Annotated in this window: 14 protein-coding genes; 8 read left to right on the forward strand and 6 right to left on the reverse strand. The window is 47.3% G+C overall.

All coding sequences use genetic code 11. From position 1 onward, the window contains the following. Nucleotides 1–123: 123 nt before the first annotated feature. Nucleotides 124–1752: an ABC-F family ATP-binding cassette domain-containing protein gene (locus HF569_RS08020; protein WP_168902022.1), complete on the forward strand. Its 1629-nt coding sequence runs from the start codon at nt 124–126 to the stop codon at nt 1750–1752. Nucleotides 1753–1920: 168 nt separating this feature from the next. Here the strand turns inward: HF569_RS08020 and HF569_RS08025 are convergent, their stop codons facing one another. The 4 genes from HF569_RS08025 to HF569_RS08040 all read right to left on the reverse strand — a co-directional run bounded on the left by HF569_RS08025 (nt 1921) and on the right by HF569_RS08040 (nt 7719). Beyond that, entirely contained in the window at nt 1921–2430 is a 510-nt protein-coding gene (locus HF569_RS08025) for a hypothetical protein (RefSeq protein WP_168902023.1), read from the reverse strand. 579 nt (nt 2431–3009) lie between these two features. Beyond that, a complete protein-coding gene (locus HF569_RS08030; RefSeq protein ID WP_168902024.1) occupies nt 3010–5460 on the reverse strand; it encodes a glycoside hydrolase family protein in 2451 nt (816 codons plus the stop codon). Between the two features lie 243 nt (nt 5461–5703). Then, nucleotides 5704–6642: a DMT family transporter gene (locus tag HF569_RS08035; protein WP_168902025.1), complete on the reverse strand. Its 939-nt coding sequence runs from the start codon at nt 6640–6642 to the stop codon at nt 5704–5706. Nucleotides 6643–6777: 135 nt separating this feature from the next. After that, the gene (locus HF569_RS08040) at nt 6778–7719 is read right to left on the reverse strand and encodes a nucleoside hydrolase (RefSeq protein ID WP_168902026.1); all 942 of its coding nucleotides are present in this window, start codon (nt 7717–7719) and stop codon (nt 6778–6780) included. A gap of 178 nt (nt 7720–7897) precedes the next feature. Between HF569_RS08040 and HF569_RS08045 the strand changes: the two genes are divergently transcribed. The 3 genes from HF569_RS08045 to HF569_RS08055 all read left to right on the forward strand — a co-directional run bounded on the left by HF569_RS08045 (nt 7898) and on the right by HF569_RS08055 (nt 9352). Further along, nucleotides 7898–8116 (forward strand): hypothetical protein, encoded by a 219-nt coding sequence (locus tag HF569_RS08045; protein WP_168902027.1) that lies wholly within the window; start codon nt 7898–7900, stop codon nt 8114–8116. 184 nt (nt 8117–8300) lie between these two features. Next, on the forward strand, nt 8301–9035 hold the full coding sequence (locus HF569_RS08050; RefSeq protein ID WP_168902028.1) for a hypothetical protein: 735 nt from the start codon (nt 8301–8303) through the stop codon (nt 9033–9035). A 41-nt stretch (nt 9036–9076) separates the two neighbouring features. Beyond that, entirely contained in the window at nt 9077–9352 is a 276-nt protein-coding gene (locus HF569_RS08055) for a hypothetical protein (RefSeq protein ID WP_168902029.1), read from the forward strand. 164 nt (nt 9353–9516) lie between these two features. On the opposite strand, the gene HF569_RS08060 is transcribed toward HF569_RS08055, so the two are convergent. Both HF569_RS08060 and HF569_RS08065 read right to left on the reverse strand, forming a co-directional pair. Continuing rightward, complete coding sequence (locus tag HF569_RS08060) at nt 9517–11235, reverse strand: aryl-sulfate sulfotransferase (RefSeq protein ID WP_168902030.1); 1719 nt, start codon at nt 11233–11235, stop codon at nt 9517–9519. A gap of 268 nt (nt 11236–11503) precedes the next feature. Then, nucleotides 11504–13216: an aryl-sulfate sulfotransferase gene (locus tag HF569_RS08065; RefSeq protein WP_168902031.1), complete on the reverse strand. Its 1713-nt coding sequence runs from the start codon at nt 13214–13216 to the stop codon at nt 11504–11506. 241 nt (nt 13217–13457) lie between these two features. On the opposite strand from HF569_RS08065, the gene HF569_RS08070 reads away from it, so the two are divergent. From HF569_RS08070 to HF569_RS08085, 4 genes are all read left to right on the forward strand, one after another. Then, nucleotides 13458–14195, forward strand: coding sequence for a DUF975 family protein (locus tag HF569_RS08070; RefSeq protein ID WP_168902032.1), 738 nt, complete (start codon nt 13458–13460; stop codon nt 14193–14195). Nucleotides 14196–14880: 685 nt separating this feature from the next. Next, entirely contained in the window at nt 14881–15252 is a 372-nt protein-coding gene (locus HF569_RS08075) for a GntR family transcriptional regulator (protein WP_168849689.1), read from the forward strand. Further along, nucleotides 15252–16145: an ATP-binding cassette domain-containing protein gene (locus tag HF569_RS08080; protein ID WP_168902033.1), complete on the forward strand. Its 894-nt coding sequence runs from the start codon at nt 15252–15254 to the stop codon at nt 16143–16145. The genes HF569_RS08075 and HF569_RS08080 overlap by 1 nt, the downstream gene beginning before the upstream one ends. Before the next feature lie 16 nt (nt 16146–16161). Continuing rightward, the gene (locus HF569_RS08085; protein WP_168902034.1) at nt 16162–17106 is read left to right on the forward strand and encodes an ABC transporter permease; all 945 of its coding nucleotides are present in this window, start codon (nt 16162–16164) and stop codon (nt 17104–17106) included. Nucleotides 17107–17223: the final 117 nt, after the last annotated feature.

The raw sequence follows: 17223 nt of genomic DNA on the forward strand, positions 1-17223 counted from the left end.
ATTGCTTGTCGCCGTTATTTATGGTAGACTAGGCCAACATAACACAACGAATATGAGTGGAAACCAACGTTGCCGTTAATTGACGCGTTGGTTTTTTACGCAAAAATCCAGGAGGTATCGTTCATGTTAACCGTCAATAATGTCAGTATGCAGTTCTCCGACCGGAAGCTCTACGACGAAGTCAATCTTAAGTTCACCCCGGGGAATTGCTACGGGGTCATTGGCGCTAACGGCGCTGGTAAATCAACTTTTCTCAAGATCATTGAAAACAAGTTAAAGCCAACGACCGGGAATGTCTCATTGGGGCCGAATGAGCGGATGTCCAGTTTGAACCAAGATCACTTTGCTTTTGAAGATGAGTTGGTCTTGAACACGGTGATTCAGGGACATAAGCAGCTTTACGATATCATGACTGAAAAGAACGCCATCTACATGAAGGCTGATTTTAGCGACGCAGATGGGATTCGCGCCGCTGAACTCGAAGGCGAATTTGGTGAAATGGGCGGTTGGGAAGCTGAGGCCGAAGCGAGCCAAATGCTCCAAGCCTTAGGGATCGATGAATCCTTGCACCAAGTCAAGATGAGCGAACTGACTGAACCGCAAAAGGTGAAAGTCTTACTGGGCCAAGCTTTGTTTGGTCATCCCGACGTCTTACTGTTGGATGAACCGACCAACGGGTTGGACGTCCAATCCATCAGCTGGTTGGAAAACTTCCTGGCGGATTACGAAAACACCGTCATTGTGGTTTCCCATGACCGGCATTTCTTAAACCAGGTCTGCACGCACATGTGTGACGTGGACTTCGGTAAGATTACCCTGTTTGTTGGAAACTATGATTTCTGGATGGAATCGAGTGAACTAGCCGCACAGCTGAAGGCCAACGCCAACGCTAAGAAGGCCGACCAGATCAAGCAATTACAAGAATTCGTCGCCCGGTTTAGTGCCAATGCCTCGAAATCTAAGCAAGCGACTTCACGGAAGAAGCAGTTGGAGAAGATTACGTTGGATGACATCAAGCCATCTTCACGGAAGTACCCCTTCATCAAGTTCAATCCAGAACGGGAATTGGGGAACGACTTGGTTCGCGTGGAACACGTGTCTAAGACCATCGATGGCGTCACGATTCTGGACGATGTGAGCTTTACGCTACGTCCCGATGAGAAGACGGCCTTCATCAGTCGGAATGACTTGACGACCACTGTGTTGATGCAGATCATCGCTGGCGAGATGGCACCAGATAGTGGGACCGTGACGTGGGGCCAAACGACCAGCACGACCTACTTGCCTAAGAACGTGAACGATTACTTCGCCAACAATGAGTTGACCGTGATCGATTGGTTGCGGCAATTTGCTTCCAAGGAAGAAAGTGACAACACCTTCCTGCGGGGCTTCTTAGGGAAAATGCTGTTCTCAGGGGATGACGTGAACCGTGAAGTTGACGTGATGTCTGGGGGCGAAAAGGTCCGGGCGATGCTGTCTAAGATGATGCTGAGCAAGGCTAACGTGCTGTTGTTGGATGATCCGACCAATCATTTGGATCTGGAATCCATCACGGCGTTGAACGATAGCTTGGTTGGGTTCAGCGGCAGTATCCTCTTTACGTCGCATGACCACGAGTTCATCCAGACGATCGCCAACCGGATCATCGAAGTAAGTCCTAAGGGCATCGTTGATCGGGCAGATACGACTTACGATGAATTCTTGGCGCATGAGCAGGTTCAAGCTCAGGTGGCCGCTTTGTATGAAGAATAATTAATGTGTAAGCACATAGAAAGGACGCTCACGAAAACGTGGGCGTCCTTTCTGCATCTGTAATGAAGAATGGTTTTGCGGAAAATATTATTGAAGTAGCATCTGTAGCAAGAGGGTTTTATCGGCTAGTTAAAACTCTAGAAACGACTGGAAAATAGCCAAGTGAGATCACTTATCCACAGTCTGCGGGCCATTTTTTTCTTTATCAAGAAGTGACTTATATTGCTTAATGCTTTTTATGAGTTGTTGTCGGGTTTCTTTCTGCGATCTTGGCAGATGATGCAGACCACGTCGCAGTTTTATTTGGAGGATCAGAACACGGTCAATCGTAGCTAATTGATTTGCGTTCTGATGTTCCAACTCTTCTTCCCATGTGTCAGTGGCGAAGAAGCGATTGACTTTCCTTCGATTAAACAAGATCAACACGATTTCCCAGAGAAGGACATTTCCCATGAAGATGGTGAAAGCAATCCAGATCATCAGCAAGATCAAGAGAAATTGTTCTAGTGAGGTCTCATTTACTGCCAAGTCTTCATTCCAAATAACGACGATGACGGTTACTGGCAAGACAAAGCCAATCGTACTCAATAGGACGGATTTCCATTCCTTTAAAAGAAAGCGCCATTCAGTGATCGCAAATTGAAAAAATTTAAGGATTATTTCTGTCTTGGAGAACAAGTAAACACCTCTTAACCTCTTATGCGATAATCTTGTGAAACGCCAATAGTTCTCGGTAGATTGAACACGGTTAACTTTAACTGCTAAGGTACCCAAGATTGGATGTGAACTATCAACGGTAAATTAATTATTTTCCTCAGTGTGTTCAAAGAATTCTTTTTGCTCTCTAAGTAGGGTGATCAATCGTTTACGAGCGTCACTACTAGATTCGTGAGCGTGTTTGTGAAGGATGACACGAGTTTTCTGAACTTCTAGGACTTGGGCCATTGTGGACAATTGTTGGGTAGTCAAGTCCGCTAATCGGTGTTCAAAGTCGGATGATCGCAGAAACTTTTGGGCTGATCTTTGTCTAAGACGAGCATCGGCCAAGTAAAAGGTGAGTGTGCATCCCATAAGACTTATTCCGCCAATCCATAACACCAGCAGAATTGCCAAGCACCATTCCAGTGGTGTTGCAGTTGCGGCTAGAGTAATGTACCAAATGGAAGCGACAATGACGGTGGGAATGACTGTTCCTGAACTAATCAGGAGAGCAAGAGGCATGTTTATTCGCAAAAGATCACCTTCCGGATAAAAGTATTATGCGATTGCGGCTATGATTTGAAGTTTCCTTAAAAAGCCAAGTAGCCCAACAATAAATTCAGGACTAGACATGAGAAAAACAATTGTGAGGATTAAAGTGGCTGTGATAATTCCGGCTGCTACCCAATTGAATTTTGGTAATTGAGTGACTTCATTATTATAGTCGATAACCGTTTCAGTTGGCGTCGTTACCGTAATTTGGTGAAACTTAATAGTTAGAGAAATTTCATAGCTTTCGGTAACTTGAACATGGTTAACTTCAGTATGCTCTTTTTCAAGATGCAGTGTGAAGCCAGAACCACTTGCGGCAGCACCAATCCAGAGCTTACCATTTTTGATTTTAACAGCTAAGGTACCCAAAATTTGGTTCAAGCTATCGAAGGTAAATGTATCATTTTGAGTTAAGAGCTTTTGAATGCTATCGAGATTGTTGGTAACTTGGCCATCTTTAATTGAATACACAACAATCTTATCACTCTCAGGTGAAGAAATCGAGGCACCAACATTTAGTCGCCAAGCAACGTCTACAGCTGGAGATTCGAATGTGTAAGTTGTAGATGTTGCGGTGAAATTCAATTCAGGAATAGCTTTTAGGAATGCTAAATTGTTCTGATAGTAATTTAAATCATCGTTTGCAGCATCTAGCGTGTTTTCAGTAAGATCCGTTGAAAATGATAATGATGGAAAAACAGCATCAATATCATTAATGATCAGGTATAACCATGCACTTCCGACGACACTTTCCCAAACATGGAATTCCCATGGGAGTGAAGCGTAAGTTTCCGTTGCGTAAATCATCCCGCCGTTTGTATTCTTTATGGTCTGAAGTCCTTCCATTTGAGATAGATATTTATTGGCTTCACTCGTGTTACCTAATTTTTTGCAAAGAGCAATGTATCCCAACGTACCCTCGGTCCAGACAATATCTGGAGAACCGGAGTAGCCACCTTTACTGTCACTGTACGGTTTGAAACCTGATACGGTAGTACTGTCACTGTAAGTTTCATTATAATGGGCTTCTTCACTACTTTCGACAATTTTTGCATTGTTAACAAGGAAAGCTGCTTGAGCTGTTTTTAAGAAATCAGAGGTATTAATATTGAATGCCTTATCTTGAATAGTAGCCATACCAGCCCAAGTTACACAATCGAGTGCCCAAGACGTGTCTACGCCGTCGGCAGAAACGCCTTGATAGAAACGTTTGTTTTTGGCGTCGTATAGTGTATTGATAAGGTGCGTGTGAATTTTATTAAGAGCATGCTGATACTTTTTATCATTGGTTACTTTTAATAATCCATATAGGCCTTGCATACTGGACACTTGATGCTCTGTAGAACACCAGGGAATTTCAATGTCTGAAAAGGCGTAATTGTTGCTGTATTCACCGTTACCACCCTTAAGCAGTCCATAACGCGGATCTTTTGGATCGGTCACCATTTGACTTAAAAGCCATGTACCAGCCTTTTTAACTACTTCCAGGTGAGTTCGATCTCCTGTTTTGAGCATGTAGTGGCATATACCCCAAACAATCCACCCAACGGCACCAGTTCGAACGTAGTGTTCGAATAGATCACCAATATAGTTGTCATAACTAAAATCAAAAGATCCATCGCTATTTTGCTCAGCCGCTAGACGATTAATAATTTCTTTGCAAAGATCATAATCGCCACTAGTTGTAAATGTTAAAAGTGCCAATCCAATATCGTAAAGCCAGCTACGAGAGTTGAGCATATAACCATATTTGCGCAAGGCTTTAGTCCCATCTTTATCATATGAGGGATCATTAGCAGGAATTAAGAATGAGCTTGGGAGTCGCCCATCGTGGATATTCGCCTCCGAACCAGTCAAGCCAACGACATCATATTCATAGGAGCTAGCCCGCCAAACACGCTGAAGAATTTTAGCGATTTTTAATCCAGGATATACCTTGTTAGTATAGAAAATGTAGCGACCGGCACCAACATCAAAAATTGGGACTTCAGCGCTGAGGTATTCTGCATCAGTTAGCGAGAAAAGGCGAGCCTTGTAGTTAGTAAAAGTTGCGTAGGGATATTCAACAAAACTAGAAGATTTATCGCTGTTAACCTGGACTAATCGGATCTCTTTTAAACCTGAACCAATGGATTTTGTAGTGCTCCAGTGACCGCTGCTAGAAAGATCACAACTTTCTTGAAGATAATAATCGTCAGTAATGAGATAAACTTCGACTTGAAAATTATCAGGATTGGGTAGGTTGAACCACGTTCCAGAAATTGTTCCAGAGTATGCTGGAGAGTAGTATTGATCAACATTAATGTGTTGCGGGAATACTTTATCGTCTCCGTTTGGAAGACTTGAAACTTGACCCTGCAAAGTATTATTGTTTTCGACTAGTGTGACATCAAATTGAAACTTAGCTGTATCCATTTGAGATTTAATAAATGAGAGTAGTGTACTGCTTGTGCTCATATTGAATTCCTCCTAAATATTGTTATCAAACGTTTGATACAAGTTCAATTATACGAACATAAGTTCTTATGTCAAGGATATTTGGAACTTATGTTCGTGTTCAAAGAAGCAAAAAACTGGTCTAAAGTAGAAGTGATTTTAGACTAGTTAATTTTAAAAACATTATTTGGTATTTAAGGATACTTGGTAAAATATATATATGATTTGCAATTTAAGGCCAGAACTTGTAGATGATAGGATCTTCTAAAACAACCGAATCAGCATAACACCAACGATCAACACCGCCAGTCCCAGCAGCTGAATACCTGCTACCGGCTTGCGCTGAGCGCCCAGCAAGCCGAATTGATCGACCAGTAGACCACCAGTGATCTGACCGAGTAAGGCAAAGACGACCGTTTGACCAGTTCCCAAAATAGGAGCCAGGTAGGCATTGCCGAGCACGAAGATAGCGCCTAATAAGCCGCCAATCCAGAGCCACCATGGCTTGCCGTGACCGGTGGCGCGCCGAATCTCGGTCAGACCGTGGTTAACGATAAGCACGATGACGAGGAGTCCGAGGGTACCAATCAGAAATGAAATGAAGGCCGCATGGATTGCCGAGTGTAAGGCTAGACCCAGTCGCCCGTTAATAGTCGTTTGGGTGGCCCCCAATGCACCGGTGAAAACACCGATGAGGCGCCAGATGAAAGGATTCCCTGTGGACTTTTCCGTTGCCAATTGGTGTCGCTTATGTAAGAGTCCTGGGAGTGCCACCGTGATGAGAATCCCAGCCAGTGCCAGCAACAGGCCAACGATTTTTGTTAGCGTCAGTGGCTGACGGTCGGCGTGAAACCAGCCGAAATTATCAATGATGGCGCCCATCACCACTTGACCAAGAATGGGCATGATGGCGGTTTGAACGGCGCCGATGTGTGGAAATAAGAGAATGTTTGCCGTTAAGAAGATGACGCCGAGTAGACCGCCAATCCAGAGCCACCACGGCTGAGTGGCAATGACGTCGGGGGCAACGAGTAGCGTGTGTTGACTGGCAAAGGTCATGATCGCAAGAAAAAGGGTACCAATTGTGAATGAGACCAGTGAGGCCTGATAGGGTGATCCAATAAAATGGCGTAACCGCGAATTTACGGCAGTCTGAAAGGAAACGATGACGCCGATCGCAACGCCGATAGTGATAGGGAGCATGGTTGATTTCTCCTTGGGTGACAGATTTTAAGATGAAGCCGCTCAGCAAGTGCAGTCTAAGTGAAGCGCAACGTTGCTGGCCTCGTAAGTATTTAAAAAAAGGAAACGGTTTCGTTCCGTTTCCTCTAGTATAACTTATTTGTCTGCTAAGATGGCCAGTTCGTCGATCCGTTGGAAAAAGCCGTCATGGTCAACGTGCGTTACCAGCGTAACTGGGCGACCATTAGGTGTTTCAAACGTCCGACCACGACCGGGTCCGGTGGTAAGCACGTCGCTGAGCACTGATTTAGTCGTGACGATGGCCGGCGTCTCACTAGCGACGGTCGTCAAGACGTCCCAGAGGAAGTAAGTTGAGTTGGTCTCGAAGTGTTGTAGCGCAGGAACCAATGCGTAACCCTGGCCGATCAGATCGATGGCAGGATGGCGACGTAATTTGGCCCAGTGCTGACGAATAGCTGGGGTTAAGGGAACCTGTCGGGTACTTTCTAAGCCGACCATCTGAATGGGGATGGGGCTATCCCAGACGATTTTGACTGCAGCTGGATCCCAGAAGGCGTTCCATTCGGTGGTGCCATCTTGTTCCGGTTCGGCGACGTTGCCCCGGCCGTCGAAAGTGCCGCTCATCCAGTAAAGGCGGTCGATCTTGTCGGTGATGCTAGGGTCAATGGCCAGTGCACGGGCCAGGTCGGTCAACGGACCAGTCATGATCAAGGTGGTCTTGGCGGGTTCAGCTTGAAGTTTGTCGATGAGGTCAAGGTGTGCGGGTTTAGCCGCAACGGGGGTGGTCACGGTGCCGCTTTCGTTCAGGATAGGCAGTGCATCGAGGCTAAAGGCGTCTAGTCGCCACTCCTTAGGGAAAGGGTGCACGCCACGCGAGTCAGAAGCCGCGACTTCTAATGAGTGGCCGTGGCCAAAGCGATCAATAATCTTTTGGCTAGCGGCCACGGCGGGTTCTAGGTAACAGTCAGCACCTATGACTCCGACACCAATCAAATGGACATCGGGCATTTGTAGCAGTAAGAGCAGTGAAACTAGGTCGTCCACACCACCGTCGTGGTTAAAGTATACGTTCCGCATAGATTCTTCCTCATTTCCGAATATTAGTCAGGGTGTTTTAGAACATAGTTCACATAATACTGATTTTAGATTGGAAAAGCAAGTAGGAACTTTTAGACGTTTTAGTCAGGCTTAAGGAAACTTCGGTATACTGTGGTCTATGGTATGATCACAAAAGTCTTGAAAGGATGATTTAGCAATGCAATCAACTCGTAAAGGGCCGAAACATTGGTTAGCTTTAGTCGTTGTGGGCATTATACTATTTGCTGGCGGCGGTGGAACGGGCTACCTGATCGGTCAACAACAGGCTAAGGCGGCCCAGCCAACGCAACTGAAAGGACGGCCCAGTGGCATGAAGAACCGACCATCTGGCAAGCCAAGTGACTTACCGGCTCAAAATAGTTCAAGTAGTAATTAACGAACATTACGCCGCTTTGATGAAGAAAGGCCTGAGATAAAACCTCGGGCCTTTTTTGCTTTGAGCAGTCCTTGTTTTGGGAGCCAGTTCAGCTTGACAATCACCACCGCTTGGCGGATTATAAAATCATTAGTTAATGCCCTAATAAGGTTAACTAAATAATTGGTTTTGGGGAGATATTAGGATGCGGATAAAAGCGGGGTTAAAGTTAGGGCTAATTGTTTTAGGTTTAGGAATCTTGGGCTTGGGTACGGGGATAACGGCGCAAGCGAAGACTAAGAATGTGATTGATCACCGAGATAGTGCCGCGACCAATCGGATTCTTAAAGCACAGGGATTTCAGCTGAACGTCTTGATTGCGCGTAAGGATGGTGTGACGGCCGTTCAATTGACCCAAAGGCAGGCTGGCAAGCGTTACGAGTCGCTGGTTGCTGAGAGGACCGGCTCTAATGCCGCCGTGGTTCAAACGACTATTTATCAGGGGAAGAAGCATCTTAAGAGTTACAGCACGGATTGGTGGTGTCATCCGGCTGGTCGGTTCCAGCAGGATCTCGTCGCTGAAGATAAGCACGCCGCCAAGATGACGTATGTGATTGCGGCTAAGAATGGTGTGCGGGCATTGGAGGTCATGCCGCCTAACGCAGAAGTTACCGCGAGTCAGAAGTGGCGGATGACAGGGCAGGCAGCGATTGCGGCTGATTTGGTGATGAATCGGCAGAGCTTGAGACGACAGAAGAAGGCGGCCTTTAAGCGAGGTAAGGGTTTGCTGGTTCTCAATACTAGGATGGATGGTCAAATCCAAAGTGCGAAGAAGTATCTTAAAGAATACAAAGGTGTGGCTAAACAATCACCTAAATTGTGGCGGCAGTATCAGGATCTTAGAAAAAATCTGCTGAATGCCGAGAACTCGATTGGGTAGGCTGCATCAGGATCCGAGGCTTGAAATTGGGAGCGTGTGTGATGAGTCATCATTTTAGAAAGTGGCTAAAGCGTCGTCTGAAATGGATTTTAACAGCATTTGTAGTAGTGACATTACTGCTGACTTTTGTGCCGTTTATTCCGAGCAATGCAGTTAGACTGTGCATTCTAGAAAATGGACATCCCATTGCGGCTATTTTGGCGGGGCCCAGTAAACTTCCCCAATCAGAGGTTAAGGACTACAGTGGTAACGAACAATGGCTACATTATCAAGTCAACGTTCCTTTTTCTACGGAAGTGCAGATGTCGATGTATTAGTGGTGCATAAAATTTCTAATCAGCGTTTCTACTCTCGATATGCGGCTGAACCAGCCTATGCGGTAGGGCCTTAAATTGGTAACTTTAATGATCAAAAGTTGAAAGTCGTAAAAGAAGCTCCCATCCCTATTGTTACAGGGATTGGGAGCTTCTTTTGCTATCAGTTATCTTGTCGAAATAGCCTGTAAGTTCAGCTGAGCCGATTCTGGATACAGCGACATGCGTTGAGCGCGATAGCTCCAGTCACCGTGGGCAAAGCCGGTGCGATCAACGTCGAAGACAATCTTGCCAGTCTTGCGGTTGACCTCGACAAATTCGCTCCGCTTGCCATAGTCGGCATAGCCAAAGCCAATCAGCGTGTTGCCCTTGCCAACGGCGTAGCTACTACCAACGATATTGGTAAAGTTGGGTTTACCCAACGTCCGACCGAAGCTCCAGGTCTTGGTGACGGTCTTCTTCAGTTGATTGATCGACACAATCTCGCCGGCTGACCATTGCTTGGATTGCGCGGTCTTACCCCGGGTAACGGGGACGTTATTGTCGTAGAATTCTAGATCAATCGTGTCGCCCGTGTTCTGGCTAGTATTGATCAGCTTAACGGCGTGTTGACCACCGTTGTAGCGATAATGCTGGGTCGTGGGCTTCAGTAAGTACTTATGATAGGACTTCGGTAATTTTTGTGGCGCGGCGAGAATCCATTTGAGCTTGGTCGTCTTGTAATTGATGGCCAGCATCATATCCTGATTCCGCCCGGAAATAATTAGGTCGCCGTTCTTGCGGTTATACACCATCGAGTTTTGATGGAACCAGTCGATTTTCCCATCTGGTCGGTGAGTACCCGTGTAGTGGGTGTAGGCTGACTTCGGCAGAATCCGTTTTAAGTCGATGACCTTCTGAATCTTGCCGGTCTTACGGTCGATTTCAATCATGGTGTCTTCGACAAATTTCTTACTGCCATCATCCACGGTTAACAGAAGGTTGTGGTTAGGGAGCTCGATGGCGTCGTGATGAATGACGGTGTTGTTGGCTAATTTAGTGGGGTCACTCTTGGTTGGGAAGAGGCCGTTCATGTTGTACTGCCGATAAACCCGTCCGTAAAAATCAGTCTCCTGCAAGGCGTTAGATTTAGACTCACTGTTCTTAATCTTAGTGTTGATTAAGAGATGATGGTTAGCTAGTTGCTTGAAGACGTGGGAAATGGGCCGGGTTGAGTACCAGCGCACTTGCCCCTGAGCGTCTAGGCCATAGGTGTAGCCCAGACTGCTGACGGCAAAGGTCAGTTTAGTATTGCCGTGACCTAGCGCCATCTGTTGAGGCTTGCTAGTTTTTAACGTGTTTTTACCGATCTTCTTGGGCGCCGCCGCGGTCTTTAAGGTGTAGGTCGTGCGCGTGTTCGTCCCGTTCTTGCGGGTAAATGTCAGCGTGACCCGGTTCGTGCGGTCAGCGTAAAGTCCCAAGACGCCCACTGCATGTTGCGTTCGGTACCCCTTAAGGTGTTGGGTAATCGTCGTCGCTGGGGTATCGCCGTGGACGGTGAGTGCGACTTTAGTGGCCGCCGCGGTCTTGACGAGGATCAAGCCGGCTAGCGGGGAAGTCTTATAAGGATTAACGATGACTTTAGCGTGGGTCGAGCCAGTTTTTACTTTCTTTAGGTCTTGCCGGTAGTCTTGGCTGAGTTGATTCGTGCTGAGCGTTCTTGCCGTCGATCGGGCTGGCCGGATGTTGAGCTTGATTTGGTTGGTGGTCAGAATGTCTTTCTTTGCATAATGTTGGTGAACCAACAGATAACGGCGAATGTTGTGGCGTTCGTGGTAGGCCGTCGCACCACCGACCACGATGAGGGCCAGCAGTGCACTGACGGTGATTTTCCAAAACTTCTTCATGGAGAACTCCTTCTACTGATTTTTAGGTAGCGTTGCATTCATTGTAGCAATCGTGATGGGAACGAGACAAGTTAATATTTTAACTAGAAATTAGTTTACATGTGGTTGAAGGCTGATAAGTTGCCGAGTCGGCGGAATTGAGGCGGGTTCCGCGAAAACGGGCAGAGGCCCAAAATAATTTTAATCAACTAAAAAGCATCCCCCAGGCGGAGTTGCCGGAGGGATGCAGTCATGTGTCACGAGTTAACTGCCGAATTAGTTAATTATCCTAACTAAGATCAAACGAATAGTTGCTAGGGAATAACGGTTGGCGGTAAGCCCGGTAGACATAGCCCTTATCAGGGATATTGTCGATGTGTAGGTTGAAGACTTGTTTGCCCCCAGCGACTTCAATGACATTGCTCCCAGTGCCATCCTTGGCGTTGAGGTAACCGAAATCAATAAGATGATTGCCATTGGCTAGTCGTTGGCTGTTACCGATCCGGTCGGTAAAGTTAGCCTTTCCCAGTTGCTTGCCATAGGCCCAATTCTGTTTGATGGTCATGTGTTTTTCGTTGATGGTATATTGCACGGCCTGCGAATACTTTCCACTGGTCTTGCGATCACCATTAGTCACGGCGTAGTTATTGTCGTAGAGCAGCAAATCCTTGGTGTTGGCATTGCCGTCGTGGTCCGCGAGCAGGTAGGCCGCGTGTTGTCCGCCGGTAATCGTGGTACCCTTGGCTGCTTTTAGCACGAATGGCCGGTAAGCCTTAGGCCAATCATTGACCTTTTTGCCGGAAAAGAGCCACTTGATGTTGCCGGTCTGGTAGTCCATCTTCATCACGAGGTCTTGGTGCCGACTAGAGATAACCAGGCTCTTATCGGATTTGTCATAGTACAAGGCGTTGTTGTGGAGCCAGTCGACTTTGCCATCGGTCCGCGTGGAGGAGTCGTACTTCTTCCACATGTTCTTCGGTAAGATCCGCTTCATGTCGAGGACCTTGACGACTTTCCCAGTCTTGTGGGAAAGCTCCACGATGGTGTCTTCGACGTACTTACTACCGTCGGAAACCGTCGCTAATAGGTTGTGATTAGGCAGTTCGATCACGTCATGGTGAATCACGGTCGTTTCTTGTTTATTCTCGGACTTGGCCGTTGCCTTGACGTTCTCGGTACTCTTGGTCTTATTACTGATGTGATACTGCTTGTAAACGCGGCCTAGGTAATCCGTCTCGATCAGGTCGTTGTAGACCATGTGCGAATTATCTTTCTTATTCATCAAAATGATGTGGCCGTTGCTCAGCTGCTTGTAGATGTGTTGGGCGTAATTGTCGGAGTACCAACGAACGGCGCCGTCAGCATCGACCGCAAATGGCCGTTGTGTGGAACGAATCATGAAGGTCATTTGGTTATTGCCCAGCTGCATCTTAGTTTTATCGTTTTTAGTGACGCTCAGCTTCAGGTGGGCCAGGTTCTTCGCCAAGGCTTTGGTCTGAATGTGAATCGTCTTGGTCGTGACTTTGCCGGCCTTGGTCGTTAAATGAATGTTCACGGTATTGTTGTCATCCGCGTAAAGCCCCACGATGGGTAACGAGTGGGTCGTGGTGTAGCCGGCAATCGTATTGGTGACCGAAGTCTTATCAGTCTTGCCAACGACGGTATAACTTACTTTAACAGGAGAACTCGTCTTGAACAGCGCGATCGCCGAAAGCGGGGAAGTCCCGTACGGATTCAGCTGCACGTACATGTGATCTGCTGTATAATCCCCAGAATTCAGCTTAGACCGCAAGCTGTTCGTGGTACTGGCTTGTTGATCCTTGAGTGTTGAGACCAAGTCACTCCCAATATTTTGCTTGATCTTGGCCGTGGATAGCAACGTGGTATCTTTTACCCGTTGCGGTTGTTTAGGCGTGTCAGCCTTAGAAGACTGGGCACACCCACTTAAAGCGAGGACGACGAAGGCTGCCCCAATCAGCCAACCAAAGCGTCTGTGTTTCATGTAAATAAACACCACTTTCTTTATGTATTGATACGAACTGGTAATAGTCACTTAAGAGAACCAATCGCACCTGTTTATTAATTATAGGATGCGTTTGTAATAGAACTATAAGTGTTCTGTGAAGATAATGTGAAGATTGAAAATGCTACCATTCAATCAATGGTGGGGAGAAAAAGAAGAAAGCTAGGGTTTATGGTACAATAAAACAACCATGGGAAGTAGCATAGAGGAGGAGTTTGACATGGATTCACAAGATCGAATTAATTTTAAATTAGGCGCCAAGAGCCAAATCTTGGATCATTTAGGATTTTACATATTACTGTCAATTCTTTGGTTGGCACTGAGCTGGATTGGCGGGATGGTCTACGAACGGAGTGTCAACGTGTTCACGCAGACTGTGACGACCAATGGTGGTACCTTCATGGGAAGTGTCTTTTCCTTTGGCTGGTTGTTAATCATTGCGGGTCAAATGTTGCGGGCTGGGACGCGGCTAACCATGATCGATATTGATCGGGGCAATGCGCAACTCGACAATCCCATTCAACGGAGTTTCAAGCTATTTGATAACGGTCGGTATTTCTTGGGCTGGTTGTTCATCGGAATCTTAATTGCCATCTTCACTTTTCTGTGGAGCCTATTACTGGTGGTTCCAGGGATTATCAAGGCTTACTCATACTCCCAGGCATTCTTCTTATATCGAGACGCGGTTGATAAGGGCGAATCCATGACGGTATTACAGGCGATTACCAAGTCACGGCAATTGATGGATGGTAACAAAGCATTCTTATTCATTATGGACTTGAGTTTTATCGGGTGGTTCTTATTGAGCTTCATCACGTTTGGAGTGGCTAACCTCTTCGTCCAACCGTACTACGATATGGCCCGGGCTAAGTTCTTTACCCAACTCGTCGTCCGCCATGATCAGCCGCAAATGGCATCGGCTGGTACGAGTGGTCAGGACAGTTCAGACTCAGAGTAACCTTGATCAGCTAAGAGCGTAACCTGAGCTGTTTGACGTGGGTTATGCTGGCAAAGCTGCCGCCTTACCGTTCGCCAACTTTGGGCTGGGACGCTGTGGGCGGACGGCCAGAGCCACAGAGCGGTCTCTGACCTCGCTTTGAGCCGAGAAACACGTCTCAAAGACGCCATTTACCCAGCAAAGCACTGGGTAAATCCCACGGCTGAGCCCAAAGTTGACTCACTCACGGCTACGATAGCGGTTCTGCCCGCAATCTTATAAAGTTTGAGCAACCTTCCGGCAAATCAGTCACGTAACCGGAGGAGGCCAATGGTGGAGGCAGCTGTGTCGACGCTGTTGACCGAGGCTTCTCACTCGGTTTACAGCGTGGGACGTGTTGGGAGACTGACGGTCTTGGTCAGGCTTCCAACCGAGCCGGAGGACCGCTTCTCAGGCCGCAGGCGGTCCCCATAGCAGCCGGAATCGTTGGCAGCCGTAGGTGGCAGCAAGATTGATATCCGTGTATGCGGTACTTTAAAGCTAATTAAACTAGGGGCTAACGGCATGGAAACGTGCGGTTAGCCCTTTTTTTCGTGCTGTTTATGCGGCGGTTAACGATGAAATTTGAAAAAGGGGGTTGTCATTCCAACTGTACTAGGTATAATAGTACACACAGAACACGTGGCCAAATCAAGAGGTGAAGAACATGCAAGTTAACGATCAATCTGGCTTGCCCTACTACGAGCAGCTGGTGCTACGGGTTAAACAACAGATCGTTCAAGGGATCTTGCAACCAGGTGATCGGCTGCCATCGGTCAGAGAGATGGCGCGCCAGGAACAGTTGAATCCTAATACAGTCAGCAAAGCTTATAAACAGTTGGAAGCCCAACAGGTTATCACGACGGTTCACGGGAAGGGCACGTACGTCCGGGAGACGGTGCCATCGGCTGGCGATTCGGCGCAGGTCATCGCCTCGAAAAAACAATTACTCACACTCTTAACGGAGATCCGGTACCTGGGTGTCCCTTTGGATGAAGTAGTTGATTGGATTAAAACGGCATATGAGGGGGTAGAGTAATGACTTTACAAGTCACAGGATTAAGCAAAGAGATTGATGGACGGCAGATCATTCAGGACATTAATTTTGAATGGGCGCCAGGAGAAATTATCGGGTTGGTCGGACGTAATGGCGTAGGGAAGACCACGCTGTTTCGGACGATGATGAATCATTACGTTGCTGAGGCAGGACACGTGGTGGTCGATGGTGATGACCTCCAACAGGTGCCGTTACGTCAGCAGCAACTCTTCTTCATCGACACACAGTATAATTTTCTAGGAACCTACCGATTGTGGGAATTACCCCGCTTCTTCAGCGCGGTCTACCCACAATTTGACGAGCAACGCTTCACGGCGCTCATTAACCAGTTCAAGATAAATGCCAATAGTCAGTATCGGCGGTTATCCAAGGGGATGCGGGCGTTGGTTAACCTGATTCTAGCGCTGACGTCGAATGCAACGTATATCTTGTTGGATGAACCGTTCGATGGGCTGGATGTCATCGTGCGTGAAAATATTGCGACGATGGTGATTGATGAAATTGCCGATCAGCAAAAGGGCTTCTTAATTTCATCCCACGATCTGAATGAACTAGATGGCTTGAGCGATCGGGTCCTCTTGTTAAAGGATAGTCAACTCGTTCACGATTATAACTTGGAAGAGATTCGGGCCCGAGCAAAGAAGATCCAGCTCGTCTTGCGGGACAAGGAAATTCCAGCAGTCTTGAAACAAAACAGTCAATTGATCCGGGTCTCCGGACGCGTTCTTGTGGTGGTTATCCCGCAGTATACGCCAGAGGTTGATCAAGAACTTAAGGCATTAAAGCCCGTCTTGTTTGAAGAATTGCCACTGACCTTGGAGGATCTGTTCCGAGCAAATCTGGCACACGATACCGGCTATCAGATGATGAAGTAGGGGAGGAAGCAACGACATGTTTAGAAGTAAAATCGATCAGTTAATCTGGCAACGTCATCGGCGAATGTTGTTTGGAATTGCGATGCTGACAATCCTGGGGGTTGTCATGACGTCCTTAATCGGGCTGCACAGTGTCGTCGATGATGGGGGAACTCACAATCTCGTGAGCGCCTCATTGATTAATCAGTGGCGGCCATATAACGGCAATTATTTTACGGCCTATTCCATGTGGCTGCCATTTGCGGCGTGGCTAGCTGGACTAGAGATGATGCATCTGGATCTGAGTGACCACTTTAACCAGTTCTTATTTAGCAGCGGCTTTAGTCGTAAGCGGATCTATTGGTCCAAGTTAAAAGTTGCTTTCGGCGTGCTCCTGTTATTAAATGTGGTGGCAACGGTGATTGAATACCTGATCTATTGGATTGGGACGCCGCACGGTTACACGTGGACCATCGCTTGGCCGGGCGTCTTGACGTCATGGCTAGTTGGGGCAATCATGTCGGTGGGGCTGTTTGCCATCACTTGGTTTGCCGCAACCATCGTTGGTCAAACCGGACCACTCATTGTCACAGTTGGTGGGTTTACGTTCTCCTTAGCGGGCTTTTCCGGAATTTGCAGCTCGATCCTAACTGGGGAGACGTTTCACCTGTCGAATGATCAGGCAATGTGGGTAGGTCTGGTCGCGTGGCTAATTGCCGCCATTGCTCTGTTCATTTGGGGGGCAGCGCTCTATCAACGCTTGTCACTGGAACACAACGGCGAATACTTATTATTCCCACACTTGCGGGTGCCAGTATACATCGTCTTCGTCATCTACATGACGCTCATGTTCAGCTGGTCGGCGGATGGTCTCTCGATGGTGATCGCCTTTGTTCTTTCAGCGCTGTTCGGCTACGCTTGGCTGTGGCGGCCCCGCTTGGGTGAAATGTGTCATCAGTGGCGTGAACGCAAGCAAGGCTAGAGAGTAGGATTTAAAAAAATAATAATTAGGGTACGCGTCACTTGGGGAAGCGGTGCGCACTGAGGGGAGACTCACTAAAGAGACCCGACCAACAAAGTTGCTGTTGGCCGGGTCTCT

The sequence above is a fragment of the Levilactobacillus tujiorum genome, assembly GCF_012641185.1.
GTDB lineage: Bacteria > Bacillota > Bacilli > Lactobacillales > Lactobacillaceae > Levilactobacillus > Levilactobacillus tujiorum.

Bases quoted from the DNA above. Each gene is read 5' to 3' on its own strand.
- HF569_RS08080 (WP_168902033.1), top strand. From the start codon at position 15,252: ATGACTTTACAAGTCACAGGATTAAGCAAAGAGATTGATGGACGGCAG.
- HF569_RS08020 (WP_168902022.1), top strand. From the start codon at position 124: ATGTTAACCGTCAATAATGTCAGTATGCAGTTCTCCGACCGGAAGCTC.
- HF569_RS08070 (WP_168902032.1), top strand. From the start codon at position 13,458: ATGGATTCACAAGATCGAATTAATTTTAAATTAGGCGCCAAGAGCCAA.
- HF569_RS08055 (WP_168902029.1), top strand. From the start codon at position 9,077: ATGAGTCATCATTTTAGAAAGTGGCTAAAGCGTCGTCTGAAATGGATT.
- HF569_RS08065 (WP_168902031.1), bottom strand. From the start codon at position 13,216: ATGAAACACAGACGCTTTGGTTGGCTGATTGGGGCAGCCTTCGTCGTC.
- HF569_RS08045 (WP_168902027.1), top strand. From the start codon at position 7,898: ATGCAATCAACTCGTAAAGGGCCGAAACATTGGTTAGCTTTAGTCGTT.
- HF569_RS08035 (WP_168902025.1), bottom strand. From the start codon at position 6,642: ATGCTCCCTATCACTATCGGCGTTGCGATCGGCGTCATCGTTTCCTTT.
- HF569_RS08030 (WP_168902024.1), bottom strand. From the start codon at position 5,460: ATGAGCACAAGCAGTACACTACTCTCATTTATTAAATCTCAAATGGAT.
- HF569_RS08060 (WP_168902030.1), bottom strand. From the start codon at position 11,235: ATGAAGAAGTTTTGGAAAATCACCGTCAGTGCACTGCTGGCCCTCATC.
- HF569_RS08050 (WP_168902028.1), top strand. From the start codon at position 8,301: ATGCGGATAAAAGCGGGGTTAAAGTTAGGGCTAATTGTTTTAGGTTTA.
- HF569_RS08075 (WP_168849689.1), top strand. From the start codon at position 14,881: ATGCAAGTTAACGATCAATCTGGCTTGCCCTACTACGAGCAGCTGGTG.
- HF569_RS08085 (WP_168902034.1), top strand. From the start codon at position 16,162: ATGTTTAGAAGTAAAATCGATCAGTTAATCTGGCAACGTCATCGGCGA.
- HF569_RS08040 (WP_168902026.1), bottom strand. From the start codon at position 7,719: ATGCGGAACGTATACTTTAACCACGACGGTGGTGTGGACGACCTAGTT.